The following is a 19,696-nucleotide window of genomic DNA, read 5'->3' on the forward strand; positions in this document are numbered from 1 at the left end:
TTTTGAGAAATAATAGCGTACGACTTGATTGGTGACCATTTCTTTTGTTTCATTGGAATTGTCAGTAATCACCAAATTTCCATCCTTAAAAGAAATGACAGGTTGTTTGTCCATACCAAAGGTAACAAAACTTTTGTCCTTAAACTCAATGGTCAAATATTCTGTTGCCATTGTTCGGAAAGGCATAATCATGAACAAAACGCATGACAATACGAGCTTGTAATTAATTTTCATTTTATACGTTGTTTATTTTATTATAATTGTTTATCTAATAAGTATTTGTCATATCCTCCGGCACACAAAGGTAATAATCTGCTAATCCCTTGTATGTATCATCTAAAAATGTAATATCTTCTTGTCGTACAGTACGTAGTGTAATTATTATTTTCTTGGGGGCATATTTCCTTAGGTAGGTGATAATGCCATTGTTGCCATCAGAGTGGATGTTTCCATTTATATGCAACATCTTAGGCTTGGAGGTTTGTGCGATATGCCATGCCATTGTTGCATCTTTGAGTGCTTGCGCTTCAGAAAGGTGGTTGTTATCCTTATTCGATTTTCCACCACCCAACATTCTCATCATGGCAAATCCTTGTTCGGCTTGTGGGTTTGGTTCGTAGGGAATGGGTAATGGAGGGAAATACTGCTTAGCTTCTTTAGAAAGTGAATCAATGAATGCTAATCCGTGTTCTTTTACCATTGCCGCATATCTTCTTGGCACATTTGTTGCCACAGTTGGTATCTTGTTTTCACGAGCGAAGTTGACTATTGGCGCATAGTCTGTAACGTAATTGGGCCATATACGCGCCTCTTCTTCGAATCTGTCAGAGAAAATAAGTCCTTGCAGATATTCATTAAGAATGAGTTGATTGTCGGCTTCGAACATCTCCATGCCTAATGCCAAATTGTTTCCATGTGCCAAATAGAGTGATTGCAGAATGCGTAACTCAAACCAGTGAGTAATGGCACAATTATGTATCTCGCCTAAAAATACAACGTCTGCCTTTGATAGTTGTCGTACCATTTGTTGATAATCGATAGCTTTGCCATTGTTGTCGTATAATCGATACGCATCATAGGTTTTCTGTTGCGCATTTACGAACATGGATCCTGCTGCTACTATAACAAGTAGAAGGAATAGAAATTTATTTTTTTGTTTCATCTGTCTTTATTAGTACTATTCGTTGGTTTAATTTGATATGTTGCTTAAACATTTGTTGTATTTCCTGTGGTGTAATTTGTTGTAAAATAGATTCGTAATGGTTGAAGTCAGCAATGCTCTCATCATTCTTAATCAATGATGTGAGTGCATTTTTCCACTCTACGGGCGTGTCGTTAGATAGAGCTTGCTGCTTAGCTACTAAAAACGATCGCTTCATTTTTTCAAGATTAGCTGTGCTTACTGCAGTGTCTTGAAATTGCGTGACGATGTTGCAGAGAGTTTGTTCAACCGTTTCCAGATTGTTCTTTTCTGCATCAATGGTAAGTTGTAAATATGCTCGTTGTTGTGGGTATCCATCGTAAAATAGGTCGACGTAAGGCGAATATACGATGTGAAGCTTTTCTCGTAGGATATCGATAACACGCTCTTGCAACAAGTCACGCATTAGTTTGATGCAGAGAGACGTTCTCAACCCAGGATGATAGTTGAAGGGAAGTACCATATAGAGTGTTCCCTTTTGATGACTATCATTGTCTATAAATACTTTTCGCACCTCATTGTGCGGTAAGCTTATAGGTCGATTGTCCAAAGGCATGGCATCTTGTTGAGGCATTTCAGAAAAGATAGCGACAGCTTGCGGTATGATTTTTGTCAAATCAAATCCCCCTGTTAGGATGATTGTTGTATTGCGCAAATCACCAAATGTACGCTTATAGTAGGTTGCCAACGTATCTAAATTAAGCTGTTGCCAATCTGCTTTATTCATTAAAGAGGTTTTATCTCTTCCGTTTCCAACCAATGAATCAATGCAAATATCTATGAGTCGGTTAATATCTCGTTTCATCATACGCTGTAACAAGGTCTCTTTTCCATTATTCGTTATTTCTGATTGTTTCAGATTTTCGAATAGTGGGTAATCTAAGCCTGGATGCATTATTTTTTCTCTAATCAAACGAAATAAAGAAGAGCTATAGCAGACTGGTCCAGAAGCTAATAATTGATGCCAATATTGGTCTACTCCCAAAGCCATTGAGAGTGATTTTTGCATCATGATGTCAGACAGCGTGTCGTTTGGCAATCCTTGTATACCACCCAGATCCACATAAGCAATAGCATCGTAGTAGCGCTTTTGTTGTAGAGTTGTAAGGTCTGCCATTCCGCCACGTCCTATCCATGCGATGTAAATGGTAGAGTCGGCAGTATTGGTAGGTTTGAGCAATAAGCGTATTCCATTGGAAAGTTTTATGTCGGTTACGCCCAACTTTTCATGATAGTTTTGCTTTGTTATTGCTCCGTTTGCAATCTCATACTTTTTCAGATCGCATTCAGGGCGTTGTATGGCCGCACATGGAGAACTTGGATGAGGTGGATGGAATGTGTATCTTTCCATGTTTTGCCGTTGTCCTTGTTGCCATGCTTGTATGATTGCTTGCTTGGACAACGAGTTGTCACTATGACTATTGTAAGCTATTAGGCTTGATTTTCGCATGTGTTTCAACAGGAAGCTTAAACGCTTTACGATATCTTTACTCGTAGTTTTACTTAATAGCACTTTCAGCTGATTGGCTTCTTGATTAGAGTTAATTCGTCTTTCTCCAAAAATAACATAATCAATTAGATCATCGCAAATCTCAGTAGCTGTTTTGTCTTCTTTTTCAACAATCATTTTTTCTTGTTGCTTTTTGATGAGATGTTGAAGTTCTATGGAGCAGATACCTTGCTTGACAATACGTCTACATTCTGCTGAGGCAGCTCTTATGGATTGTAGCAATGTGCTGTTATGCGTTGATGAAAATGAGAATGTAAAGTGATTTTTATTTGCTAAATACCACGAGTCATAGACTTCGCACCTTGTTCCGCTTTCCTTTAATCTGGTGTTGAGTAAAGAACACACAATGTCCATACGTTTACGTTCAAGCATGTTGTGCAGGTTGGTGGTAAAAGGCATGACATGTGGAATTATCCAATCAATTTTTTGAGTGGTTTGTAAACTATCGGTTAACACCATGTAATTGGTGCCTTTGCTGTAAGTTAAAGGATAGGTGGGAGGTGTAGTTTGCTTGTTTGTTTTTGGAAGATGTCCCAATGTTGTTGATATCAAATGTTTAGCCTCCTTAACGTCTACATCTCCAACAATAATAATAGTTGCATTATGAGGCTTGTACCATTTGTTGTAATATTGAAGTAATGCTTTAGGCGTTACAGCTTTAATTTCTTGTTCTGAACCCAAAGGCATACGCTTAGAATATCTTCCTGTTCCTATTTTTAGCGTATAAAAATCATCAGGCAGGGTATAACTGCGAAGTTCTTCTATAATGGTGCCTTTCTCATTTTCAACATGAGATGTTGATATTTCAATAGCACCAAGCCAATCGCTTGTCGAATGAAGTGCTAATTGCAGTATTTTAGAACGTTGTTGGGCACTGGTGATTGGTAGAGATAAGGAATAAATGGTACGGTCGAATCCCGTAAACGCATTAATATCTCGCCCATATTTCATTCCTTGCGCCTCGAAAGCCTGTATCATAGTGCGATTGGGAAAATGTTTAGTTCCTTCAAACGCTAAATGTTCCAAAAAATGTGCGCATCCTCTTTGTTCTTCATCTTCAACTAACGAACCAATTCGCATAATCATCCGCATTTCTATTTTATGCGATTGGTTTGTAGTAGGAACAAGGATGTAACGTAAGCCATTGGTGAGTTTCCCCTCAACAGCATTGGGGGAAAGGGGAGGGAACGTTGTGCCCCTCGCCCTTGATATAGAAATAGAAATAACAAGTAGAAGTGATAATAAGCTTATTTTACAAGTTGTTAGTTTTATGTGCATATACCTTTAGGGTATGATGTTGTGAAATTCTTATTCTTAATAGTTGCCACCGCTTCTTAATAGAAGAGGAGATGATTCTGTTTTTTAACCAATATTAAAAGGTATATTCTACATTTATTTGTGTGTAGCCATTCGCCTCATCAAAGTCCCATGGGAATGTAAAAGACATCTTCCCTCCCTTGAAGTCAAGAACAGAGGTCGGCTTGATGTAGTCAGACGGATCGTTCTTATATGAATCCTTGTCTATGGTGCTATATCCGAGCCATCTATTTGGGGAAATACTTCCACCTGCATCAATTACATCTTGATTGATCAATATCGTTTGCTCATGGTCTTCATAAGGCAATTTGATGGTAACGGAGACATTTCCTTGCTTTACAATGTTCTGCAAACGGTCCCATGCAGAGAACTTGTATGAAAAAGGCACCACTGTTATTTCGTCTCCATATACATCCTTTCCCGTTCCTAAGAATTTAATTTTTCCATCTTTAATATTGAGTTCAATATTGTCAAGAGCTGTCGTGAATGTATCTTCCTTAGGATCAAACTTTACTGCTTTCACAACAGCCAAGCCATTAGGTTGTTGTTGGAAGAATTCTGTATCCTCAACCGTCTTCTTTTTAAGTACCATGTAGAAAAAGTCGTTAAGTCCCATTGCATTGGATATCATCTTTAAAACGGGTTTGTCGGCAGTGGCTTTTTCGCTGAGTGTAATAATGGTGTAACCGTTGAATGTTTCTTTCTCTTTACCTCCAAAGTATTGTTCTTTGTCACTGGCATTATAACTAACAGTTGCTTTTACCTTTATTTTACCAAGGATGCTTGTGAGGTCAACTCCAAACTTTTCTTTATATCCCTTGATTAAAGATTGTTGTGCTTCTGTTAAGACTGGAATATCACTATCTTGTCGAACATTAATAGTCACAGGCTTTAATAATTTTACGTTATCATTGTTTATGTGACCCACATTGATGGTAATAGAACGAACTCCTTTAACTAAATGTTTGTTGTTGGATTTGATAGTAAAGGTTTGAACCTTTTCACCTTTCTTGAAAACAAGATTTTGCGTAGAAAGTTCTACAATCTTGTCGTCGTTTCCTGTGACCATCAAATTGGCAGTAACGTCTTCCTCTGGTGTAAAGGACAGACTTGCCTTAATCGTGATCGTGGTATTATCATCTTCTGCAATCTCATGAACTCCTTGCAGTTCAAGATTTAGATGATTTGTCATTTGCTCATCCTTATCCTCTGTACAAGAAGGAATAAGAAAAAGTGCCAAAAGGGCTGCTAATGTAAATTTAATGGTTTTCATTGTGTAATTGTTATAAAAAATTGAGTTATTTTTATGAGATATTTGCCAGTTCCGTGTGATGTCTTTTAGTGTGATGTCATGTTAGACGATATCACCTACTTTTCATTTGTCATTTGTATAATACCAGCCTTTGTTTTGGTTGATTTCGGCAAGATTAAAGCGGTATTCTGCTTTTGGTATAGGGAAAGTCCACCGATAGTCGTCTTCAGATATATAAGCGGAATGTCCCTCGCCCCATAGAGTTAAGCGAGCAAGCGGTTTGTTATGTGTACGTTTTAAGTCAAAGTAATTAGTGCCTTCTCCAGCAAACTCTTCGTATTTGTCGTGAAGGATAGAATCCATTAAATTCCTGCCATTCAAATTTTCTGTGAGCATGTTCTTTCCAGTTAATTTTCGATAACTATTTATCGTTGCAATAGCCTTATGATTATTTCCTATTTGTGCATAAGCTTCAGCCACCATGAAGATAAGACCTGCCCGCCGCATTTTGTTAAGGTAGGAAACAACCATGTTGTCTTTTTGTAACTTGTTATATTTACCCAAGAGCATGACCTGTTTGTTGTACATCTTTTTGGGTATAATCGCCATGTCATAACGTTTGTCTGATTTGTCAATTGCAAAGTTTGGGTTGATGGCAAATAAATCTCCTTTGTTTCTATCGTATTCCAAATTAGTGAAAACAGGACTATCCATATAAAAAGCAAAAATACGTTCTGTTGAGTTCTTGTCAGTCCATAAAGAATGGTATTCTTTTTCATAGGAGTCCGACTCTGCCTTTGGCATTGTAGAAAGCTGTGGGACAGCATACTCGAGAACTTTATCCCATTGTCCCATATAAAGGTAGAGATCGGCTAATAAGTAATGGGCTGCATCGTTCGACATCCACACCTGATTTTTGTTGTTAAAGGGATGTTGTGCTGTTTGTAGTAATAAATCCTCGATATAACTCGTACATTCTTTGATAGAACTACGCTGTTTGTTTTCTATTCCGAGTGTCGACTTTAGTATGATTCCCATGTCGTCTGGGTTTCTGTCGTAAGCTGGAGCATATATCTTGAGTAATTGCAAATAGCACCAAGCTTTTAGTAGTTTGCTTTCCGAGGAAATATTAATAATTTCCTGCTTGTCACCTTCTTTTTCTATCTGCACTTGTGGTAGTCGTTCATCTAAAGCATCACAGATAGCAATGACGTTATAATATCCAAGCCAAAGATTCGTGGAAAGTTGTGTGATTTCTTTAGGACGCCACGCATACAGGTTTATTAATTCAACATTGCTGTGAGAGAGTGACGTAGGGCAAAAGTCATTGCCTAAGATTGAAAACTCCAATTCGTAATGAGGGTATGCCCTATATGCTGAAGTTAAGAGTGAACGTGCATTTTGAACATTGGTAATCGCATCGGGGTCTGAAAACATATCCATTGGCGGAATGTTGAGCGAACACGATGTAAATATCATCGCAGAAATGATATAATGAAACAATAATATATTTTTGCGTGTTATCTTAAACATAACTTCAAAATGTTAGATTCATGTTAAATGTGAACACAGGTTGAAGTGTTCCAGAAAGTTTTCCGCTTTCCGGATCCGACTCCTTAAAGGATGTCCATGTATAGAGATTTGAACCTTGAAATCCCACTGAGGCGAATTGTAAAAAAGGTAAATGCTTTTCTAACCATTTTCCTGCAATGCGGTATCTCAATGACACCATGGATAATTTTAACATGTTGCTTGATCCAACTGTGCGAGAGGTTGCATACAAAGCCATGTTTTCTTCAGCCACACTGTTTGCGTAATAGGGTGTGGGATAAATTTTGTGCTCATCTCCTTGCTTAAACCACATGTGCTCAGTAAGTCCAGCAATAGCATTCTTGTTTGCATTGTCTTTATTACGTACGTACTTGTAATCAAATTGACGAACACCCGAAAGCGTGTAGTAAAAGCCAACATTCATTTCAAATTCTTTGTATTGAAAATCAACATTCAATCCTCCGTTGTATGGTGGCGTGAGATGACCTAAGGATTGGAAATCAGACTTCGTAAGAAATTCGCTTGCTTGTTTTTCCTTGCCGTCAGGAGTCTTGAATACTGGATAACCAGTAAGAGGATTAATGCCTAATGAATGAAGCCCATACAGCATATCGTATGATTTACCTACCTCGTAAGTTGGCAGTATATCATCTTCGTTCGTATATAATCGATTGCCGTCATATAGATCAATAACTTTGTTGCGATTATAGCAAAAGTTGGCACGCAAATTTAACCTGCTGTCATAATTGTCAATAATCCTAACGTTAAAGCCCAATTCTATGCCGTTGTTTTGTAGAATTCCAACGTTGCGTTTCATCAATTGAAATCCTGTGCTTGTTGCAATAGGTACATCCAACAGGGCTTCTTCTGTAATGCGATTATACCAATTCGCATCAAATGTAATGCGGTGAAATAGTTCAAGGGTTAGACCAGCATCCATTGATTTATTTTGCTCTGCTTTCAAGTCTTTATTATAAAGCATAAGTAGTTCCAATGGCCTTACCTCATCATAGCCTTTATTGGAAAATGAGAATGTGCCAATCGTTTGTGATACCGAAACACCATTAAGATTAGCTGTTACGCCATAAGATGCTTTTAGGTTCAGTGCAGATATTATCTTATTCCCCTTCAAAAATGAATAATTGGTTGGCGTCCACCCTATTCCCGTTGCCCAAGCAGAGTTCCAACGCTTCTCTTTAGGAAGAACGGATGACGCATCCGCTTTGAAGGTAGCGTAAAAGTCGTAGATGTTTTTAAGGGAATAGCCACCTACCACTCCTATACCCAATTGTGCATTCCTGTCATGTGGGTTTCGTATCTCAGGTTGCCTAAGCCCTTGTAGCGAATGGTTTATGGCAGAAGGTGAGTCTATATTACCCACACCATATCCTGTGATGCCTACTCCTTCATTGTCGTAAAAGTAATAATCTATATTCGCACCAAGAGTAAGGTCGTGTATGTCATTGATTACTTGATTATATGTTGCTCTAAAGTTGCTCGATATGTTTGTTGTCGCATTTTGAGATTTGCTGTATATCCCGCGTCTTAGGAGAGGGATACCTTGATGCTGTTCACTGTAAGAGGTAGCAGGAGTAAATCGATGATTATTGCCAAAGCTCAAGTCTGCACCTGCAATGTATGCCAATGTTAGTCCTGCAAAGGGAGTAAGAGTGAGGTTGGCGGAAAACCCTACGTCTTTATCTGTATGGTCTTGTTGGAATTGGTAAAGCAAGTCATTAAACCTTTGTCCTGGGTATGAATAAAGTTGCGATGAAGTTGTTTCGTAAGGATTAAGGTTATACACCAATGAAGTTGGATCGAAGGTTGTGCCAGTTGGCGTATTCGTTTTTGCGTATGCGCCATTTACTCCCAACATCATATAGCCAATCTTTCCTAACCTTTGGTCTAAGCTAAGACGTACACTATAACGTTGTTTGTCATTTCCTTTCATTCTTCCACCTTGATTGGCATAGTTCGCAGAAACATAATATGTCGTTGAATTATTTCCGCCTTTCAAGCTGAAGCTGTGGCGTTGGTAGATATTATTATGTATCAGTTCGTTAAACCAGTCTGTGTCAATTTTCCGTAATTCATTGAGATATACTTCTCCTTCTTTGATAAGTTGAGCCCTATCAGGATTATCTGCCTCATACTTGTTATAATAGTCGGCACTAAAGCGATAACCTGGTGTGGCAGGATTTTGTAAAAGTCGTTCGAATTCCAATTTTTCACTGGAATTCATTAGCCGAACTCCTCGTTTTCCGCGTCCCGTAATTCCGATATTGTTGCTGTAGGATATGGTAAGTTTGCCACTATATCCACGTTGTGACGTTATTTCCAAAACCCCATTAGCGGCTTTAACACCGTATAAGGCACATGCTGATGCGTTCTTTAGTACCTTAATACTTGCAATATCTTGTGGGGGAAGGTTATAAAAGGTTTCGGCAGCTATTATTTTTCCGTCTAAAACATACAATGGTTCATTGGTCATATTCCCCTTTCTAAATGAAGAGTTTCCACGTATGCGTATTTCAGGGGCTTTACCCAATTCCCCCGTATTAGAAACCATTAAACCAGGTACCATTCCTTGCAGAGCCAATCCCATATCAATCATTGGCTTATCTTTAAGTGCTCTCATGTCTACATTAACCACTGCACCCGATTTAGCTCGCAAGTCAATCGCATTGATATTGCTTTTCGCACGTATTACAACTTCATTTATTTGATTTACATCTTCTGACAACTTCACGTTTAGGCATGGTGTGTTATCTTTACATTTCACTTTTTTTGTGGCATATCCCACATATGAGAATGTTACAGTAAATGAGTTTTGTCGTGGAATACTTAATAAAAATCGTCCTTCGTTATTTGTAACAGTCATCGTATTAGTGCCATCCACTTTCACAGACACGCCTATTAGAGGCTCGTTATTTGTGTCAGTAACATAACCAAAAACCTTACTTGTTTGAGCATGAGTGTTGAGAATGCCCCCTATCATACACAGCAAGACAAAAATACTTTTCTTGCATGATGTGTTCCCAAATAGCAGCAAAGTCATCTGTACGATTTTGGTTGTTTTGGCTGTGTGTTTTGGCTTAATACGTAACATGTATGCACTATTTTATTAACGGATAAGATTGAAGAGCTATTTCTTGCTCTTCAACCATTGTGTCGTTTCTTCTATTACCCAATTGGCAATTAAATCAGATGATGCAGGCAAAATTCCCTCATTGCTGTAAACTATTTCTACATCATCTCTGGTTAGCTCCGCTTGTTTTTCCTGCATGTTGTGCCTATCTGCCATACGTTTCACGTCTGAAGTAAGATAAATACCCTGTACCAATATTCGCTTTTTTTGTTGTGCGGCACGTTTTAATATAGGTAGTAGTTCATTTGCGAAGTCATGTCCCATCTCTATCTGTCGTGCATCAGTATAAGTTATCTTGCTGTTGTCTTTGATGTATTTTTGTACATGTTCTAACATCATGTTCCAAAATCCAATACGTTCTGGGTCGCCATGTGCAAGAAATACTACGGCTTCGTTTGCCTCATCTTTCGACATCGCTTTTATTCGTTGTAACATCGTCTTTTCTAACACGTAGCTATAATAGAATGTTGGTCCCATGACGATAGGAACATTGGTATGAACCATCTCGGTATTTTCCTCTGCCAACTCTTCGCGTACATATCTATTATACTTCATGCCAAGAATGTTAGGTAAATCTTCTTCCGTGTGACTTGATGGGGCTATGAATAAAGGTAACGCAAAGATGGTATCAGCTCCTTGTTCCAAACAATCCTTTACTACATTGGCTATCGAAGGTTCTGTATATTCCATGAGTGCCACACGCATATAGTCGATGCCTTTTACGGGATGAGTTGCTAATTTTTGCCGTACGATTTGTTCTAAATCCAAGACAGGTTTACGCCAACTGGGCATAGGTGAGCCATGCGCTATTACAATTAACGCATTTTTGGCTTGCATGCTACCTACTATTGTCAATAAAAATATTAATGCCAAAAGTTTTTTTCTTAAATTTTTCATTTTCAAGATGATATATAAATTAGTTATTTAATTTTTTTTCGTTCAACAACATGCTTTGCATGTCTCTTGTAAGTTTGCAAAGGTAACAGCTCCTAATTGTCAAGGCAATACCTAAATATGATGATTTTTCTCTAAATTATTGTTGGTTAGTTTCTCTTGTAGCTCCAGCAGTAAGTTCATTTAAGAACCCTAGCTATCGGAGTTATCTGCAAGTTCATTTTTATTGTCATACATCGCCTTTCAAAATAAAATTGTATTTTTGTACGTGAAATGTCAAAGCAAATGAAACAAAAATTAACGCTTTATGAACTCAACGAAATAGTGAGTGAAACTCTCCAAACTGTCATGCCCGATGAATATTGGGTAGAGGCCGAATTGTCTGAGGTACGTGAGGTGAGAGGGCACTGTTACATGGAGTTAGTGCAGAAAGATGAGCAAACCAATACGCCCATAGCCAAGGCTTCCGCTAAATGCTGGAAGAATAAGTGGATGCTGATGCGACCGTATTTCGAGCGCATGACGGGGCAATCCTTACGAGCTGGCATGAAAGTGTTACTGAAGGTCTATGCTAATTTTCACGAGGCGTATGGGTTCTCATGGATTATCACAGAAATTGACCCCGTTTACACGATGGGTGATATGGCAAGAAAAAGACAAGAAATCATTGCCCAATTAAAGGCAGAGGGCGTCTTTGATTTACAAAAAGAACTCACCTTACCACTCTTTGCTCAGCGTGTTGCTGTCGTTTCCAGCGAACAGGCGGCAGGCTATGGCGATTTCCTGCGCCAGCTACAAGACAATGATGCAGGGCTTTCTTTCGATGTACAGCTCTTCCCTGCTGTGATGCAAGGCGAAAAAGTTGAGCAGAGTGTGATTAATGCTTTGAACCAAATCAATGATCAGGTAGACAAGTTCGATGTGGTGGTCATCATCCGTGGGGGCGGTGCTACCAGTGATTTGAGTGGTTTCGACACCATTTTATTAGCCGAGAACGTAGCTAATTTCCCTTTGCCCATTATCACAGGAATTGGACACGATAGAGATGAGAGCGTACTTGACATGATTTCCTTTCAACGAGTAAAGACACCTACCGCTGCAGCTGCCTACTTGGTTGAACATTTGAGAAATACTTGGCATCGCATTGATGATGCAGAACAGGAAATTATACAAACTGTAAGGCATGCCATGGAACTTGAGAAGAACCGTTTTGACCTTCTTACGAGTAAAATACCCTTTCTCTTTTCTCGTGTTAAGCTCCAACAATTGACGCATTTGCAGCAGTGCCAACAGCGTTTAACTACTTCCGCAAGGCTCCACGTACATCAGGCACAGCAACACATAGAGGTTCACTCTGCCAGATTATCTCCCACTGTCCAACGTCTGCTCCTTGATACTCGTCATCATATCGACTTGTTGGAACAGCGTTGCTCGTTGCTCGACCCTCAACTTTTACTCAAGCGTGGCTATAGTATCACCCTGCATCAAGGGCGGGCAGTGCGCAATGCACACCAATTAAAGGCTGGAGATGAGATAGAAACACGTGTAGAGAATGGCATCATCAAATCAACAGTGAAGTAGGAAACAAAAGAGAATTGCTGCTCTTTTTTCAAGAATATACGGAGAAAGTCAACCAAATCGTGCTGACACTTTCGTGTGGGCGCTCGTTCGTTGGACGAACATGTCACTATAACTTCCCGTTACAATACGTCATTTCTGTAAGTTCGCACCAGCCTGCATCTTTTATTTCTCGAAGGAATAGACGTGCACACATCTCGGCATCATCGCCAGCCCGATGGTGTGTACCTTCGGGAATTTCAAACTGTTCACAGAGATAACCGAGCGTATGGCATTCAAAATCGTAGTGATGACGTGCGGCACGAAGTGTGCAATAATAGTCAACATCAAGTGTATCGAGGTGGTACAACTCTAATGATTTGCGAATACAGGAGATGTCGAAGGCTGCATTGTGAGCTACGAGTATAGGCGTTTCCTTTAGATAGGTCAATATTTCTTGCCATACGCATGGAAAACTGGGCGCATTCTCCGTATCTTCGGGATGAATGCCATGTATCTGAATGTTCCAATATGAGTAGGCATTGTCTTCGGGACGGATTAACCACGACTTGGTTTCGACAATCTTTCCGTCTTTCACCACACATATTCCAGCTTCGCAAACAGATGCTCGTTTGCCTGTTGCTGTTTCAAAATCTATTGCTATAAAGTTCAATCCTTCCATGTCAGTCTTTGTAATATGAGAGTAAGGTGTTTGCCATATTTCGTATTTGGTCACGCAATTTCTTTGGCTCCAACACTTCTATCTGATCTCCCTGTTGCATAACAAGTTGCACGAAGTCGTATGTCAACCTTACGTGGTATGAGAAAGTGGCAGACTCTTCGCAGGTTTCTATTTCATTTTGAGATTCGTGCAGCGGTAGCGTGCGAAGGTAGTCAGGTGCTTGATCGTAGGCTTTTAAGACGACACGTTCTATTGGTTCGTCGCTTGGAATGATGCCTGCACAACCTTCATAGAACTTCTTGATGTCAAAATCAGTTTTCATTTCAAAGGTTTTGTCAAGAATCGTTGCCTCTATGATACGGTCAAGTCCGTAGGTGCGTATTTCCTTTCGTGGTGAATACCCCTCTTCTTCTTTATGTTTCTTATTAAGTGCCGTGTAGTAAGGGTTGTTGGCAATGATATACCAACGTCGCTTTACTACTTTCAGACAATATGGCTCAATCTCGAAGGTGTTTGGGAAGTCCTTGCCAAAGCCTTGGTGTGTAATCTTCATGACTTTATTCTCACGCATCGCCTGCATGAAAGTGGTAAGCCAAGTGTTTCCTGATGGGATATCCTCAAACACTATTCGGTCTTTCAACTTGCTATCTACTTGAATTTGGTTCAAAGTAGCATACGAGTCGATGAGCCAACTACGAAGGCTGTCATCTTCCAGTTCGATTGGGTTTTCTATATGATATTTATAACCTTTCACATCAGGGTCAAGCTCAATGGCAATATTAAATATGTCGTAAATGGCTTTCCTGTGATTGTGAAAAGTGCGAAGAGGCAGCTCATCCCCTTCACCATAGCTTAGTCCGCTTTGCTGCCACTTGGCGTTAATCTCCTTATAGGAAAGGTGTTTGTAGCGTCGAAGCGTATCCACAAGCCATACATATCTTCCAAATTGGTTTGCTGGCATAATGCATTAGGTTTTTATTGATTGCAAAGATACAAATAGCTGCTGACATTTGTCACCCTGCTTGTTTGTTATTTGTTTTCTCACTTGTATCGTCGTCAAACATCGTTATCAAAATCCTATACGTCTTGCTCTGTTTCGTTTGATACTCTCTTCGTTACATATCTCCACAAGCGATTGGAGCGTAGGCTTGTTGCCATTAACGATTTCTTGCATCACAGCCTTCCTCACAATGTTGTCTATCTGTCCGCCACTCAACTCATAAGCTGCCGCTAACGTTTGCGCATCGGTAGCCAAGAGCGTAGGCAACTTACTCATCCAGATGTTTTTCTTTGCTTCGATGGTAGGTTTATCAAAATGAATCTTGAATAAGAATCTCCGCTCGAAAGCCCTATCAAGGTTGTCCGCCAAGTTGGTGGTTGCGATGAGGATGCCATCGAGGTTTTCCATCTCTTCAAGAATAATGTTTTGAATGGCATTCTCTGTCTGTGCAACGCTTCCATTGTTCACATCTTTACGCTTGGAGAAGATGGCATCAGCCTCGTTGAATAGCAGGATAGGTTTTAGCTTGCTCTTGGTGCACAATCGCCGATAGTCGGTAAAAACCTTCTTTATGAGTTTCTCGCTTTCGCCAAACCAGCATGTTTTCGTAGCACTGATGTCCACGTGCATGATAGCGCGCCCTGTAGCTTTGGCTATCTGTAGCACGCTTTCGGTCTTGCCTGTGCCAGGCTCTCCATACAGCAAAACGGCAATGCCCGTAGGCAAATTGTTCTTTTTTATCCTGTTGCAAAGTCTTTGATAGTACGCTTCCTCTAAACTATTGCGCAGAAGCGACAACTGTTTTTCAAGTGCTGGAGAGAAAAATAGTTTCTTTTTCGTTATCTTGTTGCAAGGGATTAGTTGCTTGTCAGACACCTCACTCATAAATAGTTCCGCATCTTCGCCCAGCAACATCTCTTTTGCTTTGTCGGTCATGACCAATAGTGTGTCCTCTCCAAATAAGGAGAAGTTTGTCTCAATCACAACCAATTCCTTTTTCTGTAGTTCACTTCTTTTGTCCTTGAAGTCTTGCAACACCTTTTTCCGCATCTGACGAGGGTAGATAGTCTTAACCGCAAGTGATAAAGATGTTTCTTCACCGTCTATCATTTCTTTTGCCACGGTGTAGAAAAGCATCTTTTCGAAGGCGTCGGGTATGAGGTTCTGTATTCTTTTTACCTCAGTTAAATGCTGGTTTGTCTGCTCATAACTATGCACTGTTTTGTTGATAATGCGAGTCACCATCTCATTAGGTCGGTTGCTGTTGTAACGTTTTGAGGAATGAAAGAACTCGTATATGCCGTTGACGAACGAATAGATGTCGCGGTATTTATACAACTTGGAGAATGCGACGAGGTCTTCATCGTAAAAAAATTCCTTCCCTTTATCCGTTAGTAACAGGTCTTCGTCATAATTGTCATCCAACTCTATCAGTTCCAAGGTGAAGAGAATATGCTTTCGCTCAACAATCTTCTTTCGTGTGGCAATGCGTTCGCTGATGTTGCTGTACAAATCTTTCAAGGTAGTATTTAGATCTGAAGTTCCATCTCCATCGTCTTGGAAATTGTCATGACATATATCGTAGAACAGAATTCGGTCCACAATGTTCCCTACTTTATCCGTTAGTTGGCGTATAAACGTAAGATGCTGGCAACATTTCTCTAATTTTTCAGCAAACAATATCAGTTCATTGGCAACAATGTTCGGGCTTTCTACCTTTTCTGCTATTCGTTTGCAAAACTCATACTTATCCATCTGCACCTCTTCTATCGTGTCATGACGGATCTCAACAGGCTTGTTGTCAATCACAGCAGATACTACAGCATCGCATACGCTATAATTCTGCTTCAAAATGTTTTCCTCATTCCTACCCCTACGCACGAGGATACCTTTGCTTTCGAGCGATGTGAGTGCTGGCACATACTCTATCATGTCTAATGACGAGCATTCGAAATAGCTGGCAAGATCGTCCATATCGGATATTCTATCGCGACAAGTCAGGTCAAACTGAGCAACGAACAAGTACACTTCTCCCATTGTTTCCAATCCAACCGATTGCATCACACCTTTGAAAATCTCTTGAGTCTTAGCTGCACCTAACCGCTGTAATTTGCTATCTACCAATTTCTTTGCAGCCTCTTTGATGTACTGAATGCTTGTTTTTTCCATTATTCTATACTATTTTTTGTGTTGATGTGGCAAAGATACGGTGCAGGGTATGCCAAAAAAGTGTATAGGTTGCCAAAAAGTTGAAAAGTGTTGCGTTATTTTTTCCTGCTCATTCTTGATAAAGGCAACCGCTGTTTTTGTCCTGTTATTTTACCAAAAAACGGTCATCTAAAATCTTCAAAATAGAAAAAATCAATAGGCAAACGAACTGCAAAAATGAGCTGATTTTGTCAAAATCGATGCCTTTTCAAGTTGAAACATTGATTTAATGCCCTTGGAAACATGTATTAGGGCTGTTATTTGCATGCTTCAGCAGCCTTAAAGCATGCAAATTGCACGCTTATCTCAATGCTTTAATCGCCAAAAAAGGATGAAAATAGGAAGAAAAAGATTAGGACTAAACGTAATAAGTTCAGTAACAAGAGGTTATAAAACTTTCGTATAATTCGCATATTTGCGACCAACTTAGCCGTTGGATGATTTCACGCGAGTTTTGAGAGGCACTTTGTAAAGAAAATTCAGCATCAATAAACACTTAAAATCAAGAATAAAAAAGAATTGAAGAGCGGCTTTTAAGTCTGCAAATCTCGCAAGATTGTTTCTCTTGATGATGCGAAAATGTGTGTCTTCACCTGTAACCTGTTTGTGATTGGATTGCTATTGTATAAAAGAGACAAACGCTATTTAATGACAAGAGCCGTGCCTTAACCATTATATATATGACTACTAATGTGCTTATTTCTGATTTTATTCGTATTTTTGCCATATCAACCATGGGACAGGAAGGGACATCAGACTGTGCAAATCACATGGTGCGCCGCGTCTCATGTCGAGGGTCGTGTCGTGCAAGGCGCCATGGTAATATCTTTTATCATATAGCAGAACAGAAAAATGGCAAAGGAAATGAACTACGAAGAGGCTGTGCAACAGTTGGAAAGTATTGTGCAGCGCATGGAAAATGATGAGTTGGACATTGATGAACTGACCACGGAACTTAAGAAAGCCCAACAACTTATCAAGATGTGTAAAGCGAAACTCACCAAGGTGGACGAAGATATTAAGAAGATACTTTCGCAAGACGATTAAGCTTGTAAATGTGCTTTTGAGAGGTGTTACCCACCCTATTTTTTATAACTCTATGACTCGTGGAAATTGATGCAATGCCTTGACAGGCTTGTCTACATGGATGAGCAAGGAAAAGTATAATGAATTTATATATTGCAGACAATCAGCGCATTGTAAAAATGTGTTTGCCGTCTAAAAGGATGCACCGCAATAAGCATAATAGTCGTTTGGCTGAAAATAAATAATTGCTTACCTTTGCAGTATAGCAACAACCAATATGGGCAAAGGAAAATTAGCAAAATTTGCTGAGATGGAAACGTTTGAAAATGTTTTCCAATATCCGCATTCAGTGATAGAGCAAGTGCCGTTTGAAATGAAAGGGCACTGGCGAGACCAATATTTCAAGAACAATCATCCGATAGTGTTAGAACTGGGATGTGGAAAGGGCGAATATACGGTGGGATTGGCAAAACTATTTCCCTACATCAACTTCATAGGAGTTGACATCAAGGGCGCACGTATGTGGACTGGTGCCAAGCAAGCGATAGAACAAGGACTGGCAAATGTGGCATTTCTGCGTACCAATATCGAACTGATAGATCGTTTCTTCGGTCAAGACGAGGTACAGGAAATATGGCTCACATTTTCAGATCCGCAAATGAAAAACGTACGGAAGCGACTCACAAGTACATATTTTATGAACCGCTATCGATGCTTTTTGGTAGATGGTGGATTGATACACCTGAAGACAGACTCTAACTTTCTTTTTACATATACCCTTGCCATGGTGGATAACAATCGGCTGCCCATCGTTCAAAGTACAGAAGATTTGTATCATACCACAGATATGGATGAAGCGACAAAGCAAATATTGTCTATCCAGACTTATTACGAATCGATGTGGATAGCAAGAGGTCTAAACATTAAGTACTTGAAGTTTAAGCTTCCCCGAAATGGCATGCTGGAAGAACCCGATATAGAAATACCCCTTGACGACTATCGCAGCTATCACCGAAGCAAGCGAAGCGATAAGACAGTGGGTAAATAAACATGTTAAATAATAGAATGATTTGATATAAATAATGATGACCATATATCCTAAACTGATTACAGACGCACTGGCAACGGTAGTGTATGCTGGTACGAAAAAGAACTTGATAGACAGCGAAATGCTGGAAGATGATGTGAGAATTGACGGCATGAAAGTGGAGTTTACTTTACTATTCCCTCGAGAGACGGACCCATTTCTGAAATCAACGCTCAAGGCTGCTGAAGCTGCTATTCATTATCACGTTTCGAAAGAGGTTGAAGTGACTATCAAAACGGCATTTAAGTCTACGCCACGCCCAACGGTTGATAAACTTTTACCACAAGTAAAAAATATTATAGCTGTAAGTTCTGGGAAAGGAGGTGTGGGAAAGTCCACGGTCTCTGCCAATCTGGCTATCGCCTTAGCTCAATTGGGATATAAAGTTGGGTTGTTGGATGCAGACATCTTTGGTCCGTCAGTTCCAAAGATGTTTGGGGTAGAAGATGCACACGTATATTCGATAGAGAAAGATGGAAGACAGTTGATAGAGCCTATACAGAAATATGGTGTCAAACTTTTAAGTGTTGGTTTCTTTGTAAATGCTGACACAGCAACGTTGTGGCGTGGCGCAATGGCTTCGAATGCCTTAAAACAATTGATTGCTGATGCTGATTGGGGAGACCTTGATTATTTTATTTTAGATACACCTCCGGGTACGAGCGATATTCATCTCACATTATTACAAACCCTTGCTATCACAGGAGCAGTGATAGTGAGTACACCGCAAGACGTTGCTTTAGCTGATGCACGCAAGGGAATTGATATGTATCGTAATGAAAAGGTGAATGTTCCGATTTTAGGATTGGTAGAAAATATGGCTTGGTTTACACCTGCAGAACTTCCAGAGAACAAATATTATATCTTTGGAAAAGAAGGATGTAAGAAGCTTGCAGCAGAGATGAACACGCCGCTCTTGGCACAAATTCCTTTGGTACAAAGCATTTGTGAGCATGGAGATGGTGGTGAACCGTCGGCTGTTGATGTGAACACGATGACAGGACAAGCCTTTCTGAACTTAGCGCAAGCAGTGGTGACGGTAACAAATCGTCGCAATAAAGAACAGAATCCCACAAAGAGAGTGCAGGTGAAATAATTCAAAAGAGGTGCATCTCTACTGGGCGATTGATGGTTGCACCAACACATGGGGCAGGTGATATCATTCAGAAGAATTGTATCTCCACTTTACAAGGACAGTTCCCCCGAGAGGGATTCGTGTCAATTCTGAACTAACGAACCTCCTCTTTATCGTTTCTGTTCTTG

General features: G+C 39.8%; 13 protein-coding genes and 1 pseudogene. 4 read left to right on the top strand and 10 right to left on the bottom strand.

The features are described from left to right. The 7 genes and pseudogenes from BN35_RS09650 to BN35_RS09680 all read right to left on the bottom strand — a co-directional run. A pseudogene (locus BN35_RS09650) lies at positions 1-234 on the bottom strand (hypothetical protein); the annotation flags it as partial. 34 nt (positions 235-268) lie between these two features. Then, positions 269-1,162: a ChaN family lipoprotein gene (locus tag BN35_RS09655; protein ID WP_025072075.1), complete on the bottom strand. Its 894-nt coding sequence runs from the start codon at positions 1,160-1,162 to the stop codon at positions 269-271. Continuing rightward, entirely contained in the window at positions 1,146-3,989 is a 2,844-nt protein-coding gene (locus tag BN35_RS09660) for a M16 family metallopeptidase (RefSeq protein ID WP_025072076.1), read from the bottom strand. Before BN35_RS09660 ends, BN35_RS09655 begins: the two co-directional genes overlap by 17 nt. Positions 3,990-4,083: 94 nt before the next feature. Continuing rightward, positions 4,084-5,301 (bottom strand): DUF4929 family protein, encoded by a 1,218-nt coding sequence (locus BN35_RS09665; protein ID WP_025072077.1) that lies wholly within the window; start codon positions 5,299-5,301, stop codon positions 4,084-4,086. 102 nt (positions 5,302-5,403) lie between these two features. Beyond that, complete coding sequence (locus BN35_RS09670) at positions 5,404-6,813, bottom strand: RagB/SusD family nutrient uptake outer membrane protein (RefSeq protein WP_036893320.1); 1,410 nt, start codon at positions 6,811-6,813, stop codon at positions 5,404-5,406. 4 nt (positions 6,814-6,817) lie between these two features. Further along, the gene (locus BN35_RS09675; protein ID WP_051275182.1) at positions 6,818-9,889 is read right to left on the bottom strand and encodes a SusC/RagA family TonB-linked outer membrane protein; all 3,072 of its coding nucleotides are present in this window, start codon (positions 9,887-9,889) and stop codon (positions 6,818-6,820) included. Positions 9,890-9,976: 87 nt separating this feature from the next. Beyond that, positions 9,977-10,876, bottom strand: coding sequence for a sirohydrochlorin chelatase (locus tag BN35_RS09680; protein ID WP_025072079.1), 900 nt, complete (start codon positions 10,874-10,876; stop codon positions 9,977-9,979). 282 nt (positions 10,877-11,158) lie between these two features. Here BN35_RS09680 and xseA point away from each other — a divergent pair, with 282 nt between their 5' ends. After that, positions 11,159-12,454: an exodeoxyribonuclease VII large subunit gene (gene xseA, locus BN35_RS09685; RefSeq protein ID WP_025072080.1), complete on the top strand. Its 1,296-nt coding sequence runs from the start codon at positions 11,159-11,161 to the stop codon at positions 12,452-12,454. Between the two features lie 106 nt (positions 12,455-12,560). Here xseA and BN35_RS09690 read toward each other — a convergent pair whose 3' ends face one another. The 3 genes from BN35_RS09690 to BN35_RS12850 form a co-directional block, all read right to left on the bottom strand. Beyond that, on the bottom strand, positions 12,561-13,112 hold the full coding sequence (locus BN35_RS09690) for a 3'-5' exonuclease (protein WP_008124289.1): 552 nt from the start codon (positions 13,110-13,112) through the stop codon (positions 12,561-12,563). 1 nt (position 13,113) lies between these two features. Then, positions 13,114-14,073, bottom strand: a complete 960-nt coding sequence (locus BN35_RS09695; RefSeq protein WP_025072081.1) for a helix-turn-helix transcriptional regulator — start codon at positions 14,071-14,073, stop codon at positions 13,114-13,116. Between the two features lie 108 nt (positions 14,074-14,181). Continuing rightward, complete coding sequence (locus BN35_RS12850) at positions 14,182-16,281, bottom strand: ATP-binding protein (RefSeq protein WP_051275179.1); 2,100 nt, start codon at positions 16,279-16,281, stop codon at positions 14,182-14,184. 891 nt (positions 16,282-17,172) lie between these two features. On the opposite strand from BN35_RS12850, the gene xseB reads away from it, so the two are divergent. From xseB to BN35_RS09715, 3 genes are all read left to right on the top strand, one after another. Then, positions 17,173-17,367, top strand: coding sequence for an exodeoxyribonuclease VII small subunit (gene xseB / locus BN35_RS09705; RefSeq protein ID WP_008124297.1), 195 nt, complete (start codon positions 17,173-17,175; stop codon positions 17,365-17,367). 256 nt (positions 17,368-17,623) lie between these two features. Next, positions 17,624-18,394, top strand: coding sequence for a tRNA (guanosine(46)-N7)-methyltransferase TrmB (gene trmB, locus BN35_RS09710; protein ID WP_025072082.1), 771 nt, complete (start codon positions 17,624-17,626; stop codon positions 18,392-18,394). 37 nt (positions 18,395-18,431) lie between these two features. After that, positions 18,432-19,529 carry an Mrp/NBP35 family ATP-binding protein gene (locus BN35_RS09715; RefSeq protein ID WP_025072083.1) on the top strand — a complete coding sequence of 366 codons (1,098 nt, stop codon included), beginning with the start codon at positions 18,432-18,434 and terminating at the stop codon, positions 19,527-19,529. Positions 19,530-19,696 lie beyond the last annotated feature (167 nt).

Source organism: Hoylesella timonensis 4401737 = DSM 22865 = JCM 15640 (genome assembly GCF_000455445.1).
In the GTDB taxonomy this organism is placed as follows: domain Bacteria; phylum Bacteroidota; class Bacteroidia; order Bacteroidales; family Bacteroidaceae; genus Prevotella; species Prevotella timonensis.